This is a genomic window from Gilliamella sp. B2824 (genome assembly GCF_026536245.1).
Lineage (GTDB): Bacteria > Pseudomonadota > Gammaproteobacteria > Enterobacterales > Orbaceae > Gilliamella.
Genome location: NZ_JAFNON010000003.1, coordinates 1 through 14,155, shown reverse-complemented (window position 1 = coordinate 14,155; position 14,155 = coordinate 1). Strand labels below are relative to the sequence as shown.

Here is a 14,155-nt window from a genome sequence, read left to right as displayed (position 1 = left end):
TTATTATTAAATAAAAAACTTTTCTTATATTCAAAAATCCCCTACTATTCTTTTCATGCTAGTTTGTTATTTGAAAAACATATATGTTCAAATCTGAAGTGTTAACTGTCTCAGAACCTGTTAATCAACAAATATATCGTCAATTAAGAAAGGCAATCATCACTTGCCAAGTATTACCGGGTGTTTTATTGTCTGAAAAAGATATCTCAAGTCAATTTAATGTTTCACGCCAACCGGTTCGTGAAGCTTTTATTAAACTAGCAGAAGCTGGATTGGTCCAAATTCTTCCACAACGTGGCACTTTTGTAACGAAAATATCAGTTAAAAAAGTCATTGATGGTCAATTTATTCGCGATGCTGTTGAGTGTGCAATTATTAAACGTGCAGCACAAGAAATTAGTGATTCAGATCTTTTATTACTCGAAAAAAATCTAAAAGAACAAATTGATGCTAACAAACATAAAAATATTGGTTATTTTCTTGAAAAAGATGATGAATTTCATCAGATTATAATGAATGTTATTGATTGTCCTATGGCATGGGAAACCGTCGAAAATATCAAAGCAATGATGGACAGGGTAAGATACCTTACTTTAGAAGATATATCCCCACCAGAAGAACTAGTTAAACAGCATGAAAAAATTGTTATTGCATTAAAAAAACATGATCCGGAAATGGCTACACTTGCGCTTCATGAGCATTTAGCAACGATATTAAAAACAATAAAAATTGTATCACAACAACATAATATGTGGTTTGTTGATTAACTTATATTAGTCAAATTTATTTTGTCTAATACAATTTTTAAAAATTTTAGAGCATTTGATAATTATACCAATAAATAGTAGTAGCTTAATGCATAACCTATCAGTTTTACGGCTAATATTGTGTGTTAAGTGTTAACCCTTTCCTTAACCGTAATGACTCATAATTATTGTCTGATTAGATAATATTATGGATAACAAAAAATTCTGGTTTAGTTATCCCTGATAAAGTTGTTTTAGATGCCACTGAATGTGGCTATCACTGATAGATAAATTGGTATGCATTTTGTTATCAAAACTTTTAAAGTTAGATTAAATAATGAATCAATTTATCATTTAATTTTATTGGTGATTTGAACATAATGATGTATTTAATCAATTACCGATTTCTATTTTATCATTGTTGATTTATTATCAGGAATAAAATAATGGTTTACCTATTTTAATGGCCATTACCTTGCGATTAATTATTGTCAACTTTAAAATAAAAATACTCGGTTTTAATATGATAAAACGAATTAAAATATGTGTTAGCGGCCTTGTTCAGGGTGTAGGATTTCGGTTTTTTACTTATCAACAAGCACAAAAGCTTGGTCTGTTAGGATATGTTAAAAATTTGGATAATGGTAATGTCGAAATTGTCATACAAGGCGATAATTTACAACTTACTCAGTTTACACAATGGCTAGAGCAGGGAGGACCAGCTTCCGCTCATATTACGAATATAAAAAGTTGCGAATTATTACCTGAAAATGGATTAACTTCTTTCAATGTCAGATATTAATTTAATAAAAAATAAAGTAAAATGGAAAAAATATTAAACTTCAAGATAATGATTTTTCCTTATTATTGATCAATCTTATTTGCGTGATTAATGTATGTTATGAATAAAAAAAATATAATCTGTATCTTGCTTATTATTGTGGTAGTTGGCGTCTATTATAATTATCAAAAAGACAATGACGCAACCACGCAATCCTCTGTTAATTTAACTGATACGCCAATTTATCAGAGCGATGACATGACAACAGATGTGTATGATTTATCAGGCGAAATTGTATACAAGATTGAATCTAGCAAAGTACGACATTTTGATGATTCAAATAATACGGAATTTGATCTTCCAAATTTAACGCTTTATGATCAAGACCACACTGTCACATGGCATATTCGAGCCAAAACTGCGACATTGACTAATGATAAACACATTTATCTTTATAATGATGTTCAATTGGATAATTTGACCCCCAATGCTCAATTACAGCGTGTTAATACCGATAATGCTGTCATTGATTTAAATACACAACTTGTAACGTCTAAAGATCCAGTTACTATCAAAGGTGTTGGTTTTTACTCAACAGGTCTAGGATTAGCTGGCGATTTGCAAGCAAAGACTGCAAACATACTTGAGAATGTTAAAACATATTATAATACCGAGGCAAAATAGAACATGAAATTGCAACAACAGCTACTTTTTCCATTATTTTTTATGCTATCAACATCGTTTGCTTGTTTTGCACAAGAACCAGCCGAACCAACATCACCAACCAAAACGGATCAAAAGATGTTTGTTGATAATAAACCGATCACTATTGATGCCGATAACCAACAAATTGATATTGATAAAAATATTATTACTTTTATAGGTCATGTGCAAATTGTTCAAGAGGGATTAACTATTTGGGCAGATAAAGTTGTGATAACTGATATGCAAGATTCGACAAAACAGAAAATTACCGCTTATGGTAATCCAGTAAAGTTTAAACAAATATTGCCAGAGAATAACAAAATTGTTACAGGTCATTCGGATCAAATTATTTACAATGTGAAACAAAGCAATGTCGTTTTACAAGGAAAGGCAGAGCTATTTCAAGAAGATAATCATATAGTTAGCCAAGTTATTACCTATGATGTTAAAAAACAGCTAATTATGGCTCAGCCTAAAAATGGTCGCGTAAAAAGTACTATTATCCCAAGTCAAATTAAAGAGATAAAAAAATAATATGTCAATTTTAAAGGCGATTAATTTAGCCAAAATATATAAAAAACGAAAGGTTGTTGAAGATGTCAGTTTGACGGTCAACTCAGGTGAGATTGTTGGATTACTAGGGCCAAATGGCGCAGGTAAAACAACAACGTTTTATATGGTGGTAGGAATAGTCACATTAAATGCAGGTAAAATTTATCTTGATGATCATGATATCAGTATTTTACCTCTACATGAAAGAGCGCAAAAAGGGATTGGCTATTTACCTCAAGAGGCGTCTATTTTTAGAAAACTATCTGTAATTGATAATATTATGGCGATTTTAGAGACGCGTCGAGATATCGATAAAAATGAAAAATTAAATCGAGCAGAAGAATTGCTTGAAGAGTTTCATATCACCCATATCCGCGATAGTATTGGTCAGTCTTTATCGGGTGGTGAAAGGCGTAGAGTTGAAATTGCAAGGGCGCTGGCAGCCAATCCTAAATTTATTTTACTTGATGAACCGTTTGCAGGTGTCGACCCTATTTCTGTTATTGATATTAAAAATATTATTAAGCATCTACGTGATCGAGGGCTAGGTGTATTGATTACCGACCACAATGTTCGCGAAACCCTTGATGTATGTGAGCGTGCTTATATTGTTAATAAAGGTCATTTAATTGCTGAAGGAACACCAAATAGTATCTTAAGTAACGAATATGTTAAAAAAGTCTACTTAGGAAATGAATTCCGATTATGATTAAACCAAGTTTACAACTGAAAGTTTCCCAACAACTATCGATGACACCACAATTACAATTGGCGATTCGACTTTTGCAGTTGTCAACTTTAGAACTACAACAAGAAATTCAAACTGCACTTGAAAATAATCCCTTGTTAGAAGTGGCTGATCAGTATGATGAAATCAGTGTTGAACAAAATACATTAGATGAAAATATCGATACTCGACAAGCGTTAGATAGTCAAGAGATCCCTGAAGATATACCATTAGATGCCTCGTTAGATGATATTTACACAGCAGGAACACCTTCAGGCACGCATTCTGACTATCGTAATGATGAGTTGCCTATTTATCAAGGCGAAACGCATGAAACATTGCATGATTACTTAAAATGGCAGCTTGAATTAACGCCTTTTAGTGATGTTGATCGCGCCATTGCGGTATCGATTATTGAAGCGATTGATGAAAGCGGCTATTTAACAGTTTCGTTAGATGAAATATTAGAAGAGCAGGGTAATAGTGAAATTGAATTGACTGAAGTTGAAACGGTTTTAAAGCGAATCTGGCATTTTGATCCAATAGGCGTTGGTGCGAGATCGTTACAAGAGTGTTTATCAATTCAAACTCAACATGTAACAGTTCCTTCATTAGTTAAACAAATTATTGATAATTATCTTGATTTATTGGCAACTCATGATTACAGAACTTTAAAAAAAGTATTAAATGCCAGTGATGAACAATTAAAAGAAGCGATTAATTTTATTCAGCATTTACATCCTTATCCAGGTGATGCTGTCAACACGACCCCTCCAGATTATATTATCCCAGATGTGCTAGTCAAAAAAGTAAATGGCAAATGGATAGTTGATTTGAATACTGATACAGTACCGGCTCTGCGTATTAACCAGCAGTATGCGGCGATGGAAAAGTTAGCCAGTGAAAGTGATAGCCAATACATAAAATCACATCTACAAGATGCCAATTGGTTTATCAGAAGTGTTGAAAATCGCAATGAAACGTTACTTAAAGTAAGCCAATTTATCGTTGAACATCAACAGCAGTTTTTTGAGCATGGCGCAGAGTATATGAAACCCATGATTCTATCGGATGTAGCGGCGGCAATTGATATGCATGAATCAACCATATCCCGCGTAACGACCCAAAAATATTTACAATGTCCAAGTGGCATATTTGAGTTAAAATTCTTTTTTTCTAGCCATGTAAATACCGATTCTGGGGGTGAAGCATCCTCTACTGCCATTCGAGCATTAATTAAAAAGTATATTTCAGGCGAAGATAGTAAAAAGCCACTGAGTGATAGCAAGTTAGTGTCAATTCTTGAAGAACAAGGAATTATTATTGCTCGTCGAACTGTGGCAAAATACCGTGAAGCTTTATCAATACCTTCATCAAATCAAAGAAAACAACTTTAAGGATAAAATTGTTTGGTCACTATCAACAATTAATACTAGATTAATTTTGTTGTTTCGATAATCATCATATCTGTCGTAAAAGATCCATCTGTTTGAAGTTCAAAATAGGTCTTTGTGTCGTTGGCAGCAGTTTCTTGATACAGCCTTATTGCATCAATTAAGCGTTCAGGTGTTCGCATGCGTTTAACCCATGTGTCAAAGGACAAGGTTAAGCGATGGCGTTTTATATTATCTATGCTAAAACCTGCTTCGGTTAAGAATGTTAACCACTCACCTGGAGTATAATCACGAACATGAGAAGTATCACGCATAGCTTCAATAGTTTGTAGCCAAATATCTAAAACAGGGTGGCCAGGTGACACAACATCCATTATGATTAATTTTCCGTTAGGTTTGATGATGCGGTGTAACTCTCGTAGACTTTTACCGACATCATGCCAGTGATGTGCGGAATAACGACTTACCACAATATCGAATTGGTTATCGGCAAAGGGTGGACACTCAGCATAACCTTGTTTGACTGAAATGTTGCTAAAACCACGGCTTTGCGCAGTTAAAGCAACCACCGATAACATCTCATCAGATAGATCGTATGCCGTAACCTGTTTAACATATTTTGCTGCAATGAAACTGACATGACCGGCTCCACATCCCATATCGAGTAACTGGGCATCAGAATAGGGGATAAGAAACTTATCCAAATATTCAAGATCAGGACCTTGAGCATGTACCTTACTTGTTAGATAAGCATTTGCTTGCTCACCAAATTGCTGTTTTACGTTATCGTGATGTGTTGCCATAGGTAATCTCGGTATTGGGCACTTTTGTGCCCAAAGTTAAAATTATGCTAAAAATGACGGTATGTTATGTTCAAATGCACTAATAGCATCTTCATGTTGCAGGGTTAAGCCAATGTTATCTAAACCATTTAATAAACAGTGGCGTTTGAATGCATCGATTTTAAACGAATATTGCTTATCTCCAGCGATAACAACTTCATTCTCAAGATCAATTGTAAATTCAATTCCTTCATTGGCTTCAACTATTTTAAATAGTTCGTCAACGTCTTCTTCCGATAAGTTCACTAACAATAACTGATTATTAAACGAATTATTGTAAAAAATATCAGCAAAACTTGAACCAATAATAGTTTTAAAACCATAATCCGCAAGTGCCCATGGTGCATGTTCTCGTGATGAACCACACCCAAAGTTCTCGCGCGCTAATAAAATACTTGCCCCTTTATAACGCGGTTTGTTCAGTACAAAATCGGGATTAGGTTTTTGACCTGCATCATCCAAAAATCGCCACTCATGAAAAGCATGTTTACCAAAACCGGTACGCGTGACTTTTTGTAAAAATTGTTTAGGAATGATAGCATCCGTATCTACGTTAGCTGCATCTAATGGCACAACTAGACCTGTATGTTTTGTAAATTTTGCCATGACAAGTCTCCTTAAAATGGTTTACGAATATCTGTAAAATGACCAGTAATGGCAGCCGCCGCCGCCATTGCAGGACTCACTAAATGGGTTCTAGCATCACGACCTTGACGCCCTTCAAAATTACGGTTACTGGTTGACGCGCAGCGATCGCCTGGTGCTAATTTGTCATCATTCATCGCTAAGCACATTGAACAACCCGGTAAGCGCCATTCAAATCCCGCATCGATAAAAATCTTATCTAATCCTTCAGCTTCTGCTTGTTCTTTGACTGGTCCAGAACCAGGCACGACTAAGGCTTGTACACCTTGTGCCACCTTTCGTCCTTTAGCAATAGCAGCCGCAGCGCGTAAATCTTCAATGCGTGAATTCGTACAAGATCCGATAAATACTTTATTGATCTTAATATCAGACATCTTAGTTCCAGCAGTTAATCCCATATAGGCTAATGCACGTTCAGCAGACTGTTTTTCGATCGGATCGGAAAAATCGTGTGGATTGGGTACTTGCTTATCAATAGCGGTTACTTGCCCTGGATTTGTTCCCCATGTGACTTGTGGTGCAATATCTTTTGCTTCAAGGGTGACTACAAGGTCAAAATGCGCTCCTTCATCGGTTTTCAAGGTTTTCCAGTAAGCCACGGCTTTGTCAAAATCTTCTCCTTTAGGTGAAAATTGGCGACCTTTTAAGTATTCAAAAGTGACATCATCAGGTGCGACCAATCCTGCTTTAGCACCCATTTCAATAGCCATATTACATAATGTCATCCGGCCTTCCATTGATAAGGATTTAATCGCCTCACCACAAAACTCAACCACGTGTCCTGTACCACCAGCACTGGTCGTTTTACCAATAATCGCTAAAATAATATCTTTAGCGGTAATGCCGTCGGCAACCTGACCTTTGACTTCAATTTTCATGGTTTTCGCTCGACCTTGTTTTAGGGTTTGGGTCGCTAATACATGTTCAACTTCTGATGTTCCAATACCAAAAGCCAGCGCTCCAAATGCGCCATGGGTAGCTGTATGGGAGTCACCGCATACAATGGTCATTCCTGGTAAAGTCATCCCTTGCTCAGGCCCGACAACATGGACAATCCCACGTAACGGACTTTGTAAACCATATAGCGAAATGCCAAACTCTTGAGCATTTTTTGCTAATTCTGTTAATTGGATGCGAGCCATTTCACTACACGCACTTAAATCATTACTTTTGGTTGAAGTATTGTGATCCATAGTTGCAAATGTTTTGTGTGGTTGGCGGACTTTACGATTCATCGCACGTAAACCATCAAAGGCTTGGGGTGAGGTAACTTCATGAACTAAATGGCGATCGATATACAAAATAGGGGTTTCATTTTGTGCTTCGTAAACAACATGTGCATCATATAATTTTTGATACAATGTTTTGGGTTTTGTAGACATTGCTTATATTCCTTTAATATTCTTTAAAAGGGTTAATATGATTGCTTAACCCTTAGTCTAAAAATTAAATTAAACGACAAATGGTATCACCCATTTCATCGGTTGAAACATAACTACCACCACGAGCAAGATCGATAGTACGGGTTCCTTGTTCTAAAGCTTTATTAACCGCATTTTCAATAGCTTTGGCAATATCATCACGTTTTAAACTATAACGCACGAGTAGTGCTAACGATAAAATTTGTGCAGCTGGATTTGCGATATTTTTACCGGCAATATCCGGTGCACTCCCACCAGCAGGCTCATATAATCCAAAACCCTGCTCGTTAAGGCTTGCTGATGGTAGCATCCCCATTGAACCGGTAATCATTGCACATTCGTCAGACAATATATCACCAAACAAATTTGAACATAAAATGACATCAAATTGTGAAGGATCTTTAACAAGTTGCATGGTTGCATTATCGATATACATATGTTCAAGTGTGACATCTGGATATTGTTTAGCGACTTCGTTTACAACTTCACGCCATAAAATTGATGTTTGTAGTACATTAGCTTTATCAACAGAAGTGACTTTTTTACGACGAATTTTGGCAGCTTCAAATGCCATTTTAGCTATACGTTCAATTTCAAAACGGTGATAAACTTCTGTATCAAAGGCGCGCTCTTGAGGACCCGAACCTTCACGACCTTTAGGCAAGCCAAAATAGATACCACCAGTTAGCTCACGCATACATAAAATATCAAAACCACGTTTTGCAATATCTTCCCGTAAAGGACATAATTCTTCTAAACCTTGATACAAACTAGCAGGGCGCATGTTAGCAAATAATTTAAAATGCTTTCGTAATGGTAATAATGCGCCGCGTTCTGGTTGTTGATCAGGGGGTAAGTTTGTCCATTTTGGACCACCAACTGAACCAAACAAAATCGCATCAGCTTTTTCACAACCTTCAAGCGTCTCTTTTGGTAATGGGCAGCCATGGATATCAATAGCGGCGCCACCGACATCATATTCACTGGTTGTTATTGAAAGATTATATTTTTGACGAATAACGTCGAGCACTTTATAAGCTTGCTTCATTACTTCAGGGCCAATACCGTCACCAGGTAACACTGCAATATGATAATTTTGTGACATTTTTATTCCTTAACAATTTGATTGATTTATTTTTTATTTATAAAACAACATAACTTAATATGTTATTCATGATGCAATTTTTGTTTTTGCTGTGCAACTTGATTTGCCCGATAAACATTATTTAATACATTAATTAACGCTAATGCGGAGGAATGGACAATATCTGTTGCTAATCCCACACCATGGAATTTGCGACCTTTATAATCAGCAACGATATCTACTTGTCCTAAAGCATTTTCACCTTGCCCTTTTGACGCTAATTGGTATTTAACTATCGTTATTGGCTCGCCAGTAATACGATTTATTGCTTGATAAACTGCATCAACTGGACCATTACCCGTTGCTGCATCTGAAAATTTTTGATCGCCAATAATTAAACTTACTGATGCAGTTGAAACAACAGTAGAGCCTGATTGAACATTAAAATAGTCCAACACATAATGTTCTTGTTCATCTTTTAATTGATTGATAAAAATTAAGGCTTCTAAATCATAATCAAACACTTGTCCTTTTTTATCTGCAAGCTCTAAAAATGCTTCGTATACTTGGTCTAAATTATAATCGTTATCATGATAACCTAACTCTTCAAGTCGGTGTTTTACCGCGGCTCTACCCGAGCGTGAAGTTAAATTTAATTGGATTTGATTTAAACCAATAGATTCAGGTGTCATGATTTCGTAGGTTTCACGATTTTTAAGCACACCGTCTTGGTGAATGCCGGAGGAGTGGGCAAAAGCATTACTACCAATAACCGCTTTATTGGCCGGTATTGGTGTATTAGTAATTTGACTGACGATTTGGCTGGTACGATAGATTTCTTGATGATTAATATTGGTGTGAACGTTTAGAATATTTTGACGAACTTTAATTGCCATAATGACTTCTTCTAAAGCTGTATTACCTGCGCGTTCACCCAAACCATTCATCGCGCCTTCAATCTGCCTAGCACCTTCCTGAATCGCGCTAATCGAGTTAGCCACCGACATGCCCAAGTCATCATGACAATGAACAGAGATAATCGCTTTATCAATGTTCGGGACACGTTCAAATAAGGTACGAATAATGCCACCAAATTGATAAGGGACAGTATAACCGACAGTATCCGGAATATTGATCGTTGTTGCCCCTGCTTGAATTGCTGCTTCAACAATCCGACATAAGTTATCAATTGGGGTACGGCCTGCATCTTCACAAGAAAACTCCACATCATTAGTATAATTACGTGCACGTTTAATACAGTGCACAGCCCTTTCAACGACATCTTCAAATGTCATTTTTAATTTGTCTTGCACGTGTAAGGTTGAAGTTGCCATAAAAGTATGAATACGAAATTGATCGGCAACTTTTAACGCTTCTGCTGCAACATCAATATCTTTATCTATACAGCGAGATAATGCACATACACGACTATCTTTAATTGTTTTAGCAATCGTTTGTACTGATTCAAAATCACCAGGGGATGAGATAGGAAAACCAACTTCCATCACATCCACCCGCATTCTTTCTAAAGCTAGCGCTATTTGTAGTTTTTCTTTGACACTTAAACTTGCTTGTAAAGCTTGTTCGCCATCACGTAGTGTGGTATCAAAAATAATGACTTGATCGCTCATTGTTTATTCCTTATCTATATTTTAGCGCTATTACGGTATTTCAAGTTATGAAAACAAAAAACCCGCACTTTAGCGCGGGTTCTTGTTAATTTGTCGAGTTGTTTAATAAATTATCTCATTACTCAACACACAAGCAATCCGCGCAAAATAATGCGAGGAGTAAGCTAGTGAGGAGAGTAGTTGTTCTAATCATTAAAACGAATCTCTAAATTTATATTGGTCAAAATAATGCCAATATTTTTATCAAAGAACATAGTTAATGTCAATATCTAATCTTAAAAGGTCATTAAATATTATGATTTTAATCAGCAAAATTCAGTTAATCGATAAAGCAGATAGCTTTTAAGCCTTGAGTATCTTTATCGAATGAAGCAATACTTCCGTTGGTTAAATCAACACCATAGAATTTTGTTCCTTCGAAAGACCAATCTATGGGGTCTTGATCACATTCGTTTTCTGGAAATAGTTCATCGTCACCATCATCAGGTATTGGTGGGGGATATAAGGTGCCTTGTTCATCATCATCACCATTATCTTCATCAAAAGGATTAAAATTTCGTAATTTAGATTTTAGCGGCTCAGCTATACCCATATCGTAGTCTTGTTCATCTGTCCAAGCGTAATTAGATAGCGCATTTGAAAGTGTTGAATCGCTTGGATAAACCTCATTTACCGTATTCCCCCATTCAGATAAAAGCGTTCCAACCGTGCGTTTGTAATTATTTCTTTCATTTTCTCCAAAAAAATAATCCCAACTTTTTGCATTAGTTAATGATCGCCTATAAGTCAGCGCGACTCTTGGGTTTTGACAACTACAATAATGTTTGGCAGATTTTTGATCTTTAAAAACTACATTTTCAGAAATCAGGTACCATTGAGTGATAGTAAAACTATAAATAGTTTTATTGCCGACAGTTAAAGAAAATACTGTATTATTTGCAGCTGAAATATTATTTTTTAATTTTTCTGAAAAATTGGGTCCTGTAAACTCAACTCGAAGCACGTTATCTTTTCCACTAAGCTTTAAACTAATGGGCGATGTTGTTGGGTTTTTAGTATAAGAAATTTGACTCCAGTTTGCACCGGCAAGTACGACATTAAAATATAATTTATTGGCAGCAGTTGTAGGAAACTTATTATAACTTTCTTCAGACGAACCTCGAGGCAAAAAACCTTTATTGGCATCCCACCAAGGCATATCTTGTTCCCAAGTATTCTGAATATAATTCGCTTCATATTCTTCTTTTGTATAAGCAAATTCTGGTGGATTACCTTTTTCTAAAGATGGTTGTAGCCAGCAAATCGTAGGCACATCCTTGGAGGAAGATGTGACATAATAGGTTTTATTTACACTTGGATAAGTCCTAATATTAGGTACCCCAAATGTGGTTGAAAGCTGTGATTCTGTTGTGGCTAATGTTACCGCGTAGTAACCAATACAGTTATTTAATTTTTCGCTTGGCTCAATAGTATTATTGTTGTTATCTTTTATAGTGAGAGACATGGTTCCACTAGCATTAAATCCATTATCACCATCGTCATCTTTAACATATTGATGATCGTTTAGAATAGTAAAAATATCCACTTCTTTTGCATTATAATCAGTCAATAAAGTTATTATATTTTCAAAAGTTTCAACAGACTTAGGAAGTACAATTAATTTATCGGGGGATGAATCAAAATCAGGAATATAATAAGTTAAATTAGGATTTTTTATTCGCGTGTCGATCTGAGTTGAATTTTCATTGTTAACTTCTTCTGTCCCATTAGTTTGATCGTTTTCTACTGCAATCCAAAGTAAATCAGTTATGTTTGCTGGTGTGTGATTATTATCTATTGAAATATAAGGTTCTGTGCCATTTATGACTTGAACAGATGTGGCACTTAATGCATTGGCTGAAAAACAATAAAAAATATTTGAAAAAAAGACTGCTGCACATAATTTTGTTAATATATGTTTACTTTTAAACATCACATTTTCCGTAACGGTACTTTTATATCACTATAAACTGTAAAGCCTTTAAAATTGTGCTAGATAATATTCTCTATTTTTTTTATTGTAAAGATATTGGTGTCGTTTTGTTGTTAAATAACTCTATGATATAAATGAAAATTATAATTATTATTTGTTTTTTTATAAAAAAATGAAGTGTAATAATACGCATTTTTATATAGGAGCATAGAGATAAGTAAAGATCGGTTGAATTTGTTATTCAAGTGGTAATTAATAGTATTCTAAAATGAATAGAAAATCATTAATTTAGTTAAAAATAAGTTATCGTTCATCATTAACCAATAAGGTGGAGTCAAAAATATGAATATCGTCGAAATTTCGCAAAAACGTTATACCACTAAACATTATGATCCTACTAAAAAGATACCTGTAGCTATTATTGAGCAACTTTTAACTGTTTTAAGAAACAGTCCATCATCGGTAAATTCTCAACCATGGCATTTTTATGTGATTGAGTCAGACACAGCAAAAAATAAGATTTTGCCTGCTTTTCCTGATTTTAATCAGCCACGCGTGACAGGATCGTCACATACTATTGTTTTTTGTATAAAAGTGCCATTGGATGAAAGTCATTTAGTGAATCTACTGAATCAAGAAGAAAAAGACGGTCGTCTGCCTTCTGAAGATTTAAAAGTATCGCAAGATCAAGGTCGACGTTATTTTGTTAATTTAAATAGTGCAACCCCTGAATCGCAACAGTGTTGGGAAGAAAAGCAAACTTATATTGCATTGGGGCAACTTTTGTTTGCTGCTGCGGCAATTGGTGTTGATTCTACGGCTATCGAAGGATATGATTCAGCTAAAATTGACGAAATTTTAGATCTTAAAAGTAAGGGATTGAAAAGTGTTGTAGTTGCGACATTAGGCTATCGCGCTGCTGATGATGGCAACGCACATCGACCAAAATCACGTTTACCAAAAGAACAACTTTTCACTTTTCTATAATTTGCCGCTTTGACATTAAAAATTATTGCGTCGATTCTTTCGACGCAATAATTCTTCATAAAAAAAATATTATTATCGTTTTTGATATTGTCACTAATCCCTTTATATTTTTCTACGCTATATCGATATTGTGTTGTTGTGTTGAGTTGTTCGTATAAATTAATTTATTGTCTGTTCAATTTAAAAAAGTTATTTATAGATTATTTTTTTTATATATGTAAAAATAAAAAATAACGAATAATCAAAATGATTGTTTATTTAAACTTCAAAAGGACTTGGATTGTAGGTTTTGTGTATGTTCAGAATTAAGGATTTTCACATATATAGTAAATATTCTATTTGTAAACTTTTTATAACAAAGAAAAAACTAGCTTTCTTATTTTTTACTCATTTTGCAGTTAATATTTTTAATCAATTAATGTGGCTTCTAACTTTCAAACGGATCAATACTTCCAATAAAGTTATACACCTAAAACTTAACTCAATGTTATCTATTATTGGTATTCATTTTTTATTTATTCTTTTTTCACCTTATACCGAAGCGTTATCAAATATTACCGTTAAAACCATTGCAGGCAATGCGCCTTATTTACAATTAAAATCAGATCAAGACGGAAATGTAGGGACTAAAATCAAAGGATTGAATGAATTACTTGGTTTTAGAATGC

14 protein-coding genes are annotated in these 14,155 nt (G+C 34.8%); 8 read left to right on the top strand and 6 right to left on the bottom strand.

Features of this window, described 5'->3' with window-relative positions; genetic code table 11:
- The first annotated feature begins 83 nt into the window (after window positions 1-83).
- The 6 genes from J3U56_RS03750 (at window position 84) to J3U56_RS03725 (ending at window position 4,908) form a co-directional block, all read left to right on the top strand.
- Complete coding sequence (locus tag J3U56_RS03750) at window positions 84-767, top strand: GntR family transcriptional regulator (protein WP_267333511.1); 684 nt, start codon at window positions 84-86, stop codon at window positions 765-767.
- Between the two features lie 442 nt (window positions 768-1,209).
- Entirely contained in the window at window positions 1,210-1,548 is a 339-nt protein-coding gene (gene yccX, locus J3U56_RS03745) for an acylphosphatase (RefSeq protein ID WP_267366762.1), read from the top strand.
- Between the two features lie 99 nt (window positions 1,549-1,647).
- A complete protein-coding gene (lptC, locus tag J3U56_RS03740) occupies window positions 1,648-2,211 on the top strand; it encodes an LPS export ABC transporter periplasmic protein LptC (protein ID WP_267333509.1) in 564 nt (187 codons plus the stop codon).
- A 3-nt stretch (window positions 2,212-2,214) separates the two neighbouring features.
- A complete protein-coding gene (gene lptA, locus J3U56_RS03735; RefSeq protein WP_267333508.1) occupies window positions 2,215-2,766 on the top strand; it encodes a lipopolysaccharide transport periplasmic protein LptA in 552 nt (183 codons plus the stop codon).
- Window position 2,767: 1 nt separating this feature from the next.
- Window positions 2,768-3,493 carry an LPS export ABC transporter ATP-binding protein gene (gene lptB, locus J3U56_RS03730; protein WP_267333507.1) on the top strand — a complete coding sequence of 242 codons (726 nt, stop codon included), beginning with the start codon at window positions 2,768-2,770 and terminating at the stop codon, window positions 3,491-3,493.
- The gene (locus J3U56_RS03725) at window positions 3,493-4,908 is read left to right on the top strand and encodes an RNA polymerase factor sigma-54 (RefSeq protein WP_416380285.1); all 1,416 of its coding nucleotides are present in this window, start codon (window positions 3,493-3,495) and stop codon (window positions 4,906-4,908) included. Before lptB ends, J3U56_RS03725 begins: the two co-directional genes overlap by 1 nt.
- Before the next feature lie 35 nt (window positions 4,909-4,943).
- Here the strand turns inward: J3U56_RS03725 and J3U56_RS03720 are convergent, their stop codons facing one another.
- From J3U56_RS03720 to J3U56_RS03695, 6 genes are all read right to left on the bottom strand, one after another.
- A complete protein-coding gene (locus tag J3U56_RS03720) occupies window positions 4,944-5,708 on the bottom strand; it encodes a class I SAM-dependent methyltransferase (protein ID WP_267333505.1) in 765 nt (254 codons plus the stop codon).
- Between the two features lie 42 nt (window positions 5,709-5,750).
- The gene (leuD, locus tag J3U56_RS03715; RefSeq protein ID WP_267333504.1) at window positions 5,751-6,353 is read right to left on the bottom strand and encodes a 3-isopropylmalate dehydratase small subunit; all 603 of its coding nucleotides are present in this window, start codon (window positions 6,351-6,353) and stop codon (window positions 5,751-5,753) included.
- A gap of 11 nt (window positions 6,354-6,364) precedes the next feature.
- Window positions 6,365-7,774: a 3-isopropylmalate dehydratase large subunit gene (gene leuC, locus J3U56_RS03710; protein ID WP_267366758.1), complete on the bottom strand. Its 1,410-nt coding sequence runs from the start codon at window positions 7,772-7,774 to the stop codon at window positions 6,365-6,367.
- Window positions 7,775-7,838: 64 nt separating this feature from the next.
- On the bottom strand, window positions 7,839-8,918 hold the full coding sequence (gene leuB, locus J3U56_RS03705; RefSeq protein ID WP_065633829.1) for a 3-isopropylmalate dehydrogenase: 1,080 nt from the start codon (window positions 8,916-8,918) through the stop codon (window positions 7,839-7,841).
- A gap of 62 nt (window positions 8,919-8,980) precedes the next feature.
- Window positions 8,981-10,528, bottom strand: coding sequence for a 2-isopropylmalate synthase (gene leuA, locus J3U56_RS03700; protein ID WP_267347628.1), 1,548 nt, complete (start codon window positions 10,526-10,528; stop codon window positions 8,981-8,983).
- A 319-nt stretch (window positions 10,529-10,847) separates the two neighbouring features.
- On the bottom strand, window positions 10,848-12,500 hold the full coding sequence (locus J3U56_RS03695) for a hypothetical protein (protein ID WP_267333501.1): 1,653 nt from the start codon (window positions 12,498-12,500) through the stop codon (window positions 10,848-10,850).
- A 342-nt stretch (window positions 12,501-12,842) separates the two neighbouring features.
- On the opposite strand from J3U56_RS03695, the gene nfsB reads away from it, so the two are divergent.
- The gene (gene nfsB / locus J3U56_RS03690; RefSeq protein WP_267333500.1) at window positions 12,843-13,487 is read left to right on the top strand and encodes an oxygen-insensitive NAD(P)H nitroreductase; all 645 of its coding nucleotides are present in this window, start codon (window positions 12,843-12,845) and stop codon (window positions 13,485-13,487) included.
- A gap of 484 nt (window positions 13,488-13,971) precedes the next feature.
- On the top strand, window positions 13,972-14,155 hold a 184-nt coding region (locus tag J3U56_RS03685), incomplete at its 3' end, for a hypothetical protein (protein ID WP_267366757.1).

What these genes read in the sequence shown, in the direction of transcription:
- leuA (WP_267347628.1), bottom strand. Translation starts at nt 10,528, where the DNA reads ATGAGCGATCAAGTCATTATTTTTGATACCACACTACGTGATGGCGAA.
- lptC (WP_267333509.1), top strand. Translation starts at nt 1,648, where the DNA reads ATGAATAAAAAAAATATAATCTGTATCTTGCTTATTATTGTGGTAGTT.
- leuC (WP_267366758.1), bottom strand. Translation starts at nt 7,774, where the DNA reads ATGTCTACAAAACCCAAAACATTGTATCAAAAATTATATGATGCACAT.
- J3U56_RS03750 (WP_267333511.1), top strand. Translation starts at nt 84, where the DNA reads ATGTTCAAATCTGAAGTGTTAACTGTCTCAGAACCTGTTAATCAACAA.
- J3U56_RS03720 (WP_267333505.1), bottom strand. Translation starts at nt 5,708, where the DNA reads ATGGCAACACATCACGATAACGTAAAACAGCAATTTGGTGAGCAAGCA.
- leuB (WP_065633829.1), bottom strand. Translation starts at nt 8,918, where the DNA reads ATGTCACAAAATTATCATATTGCAGTGTTACCTGGTGACGGTATTGGC.
- lptA (WP_267333508.1), top strand. Translation starts at nt 2,215, where the DNA reads ATGAAATTGCAACAACAGCTACTTTTTCCATTATTTTTTATGCTATCA.
- J3U56_RS03695 (WP_267333501.1), bottom strand. Translation starts at nt 12,500, where the DNA reads ATGTTTAAAAGTAAACATATATTAACAAAATTATGTGCAGCAGTCTTT.
- leuD (WP_267333504.1), bottom strand. Translation starts at nt 6,353, where the DNA reads ATGGCAAAATTTACAAAACATACAGGTCTAGTTGTGCCATTAGATGCA.
- nfsB (WP_267333500.1), top strand. Translation starts at nt 12,843, where the DNA reads ATGAATATCGTCGAAATTTCGCAAAAACGTTATACCACTAAACATTAT.
- yccX (WP_267366762.1), top strand. Translation starts at nt 1,210, where the DNA reads ATGGCCATTACCTTGCGATTAATTATTGTCAACTTTAAAATAAAAATA.
- lptB (WP_267333507.1), top strand. Translation starts at nt 2,768, where the DNA reads ATGTCAATTTTAAAGGCGATTAATTTAGCCAAAATATATAAAAAACGA.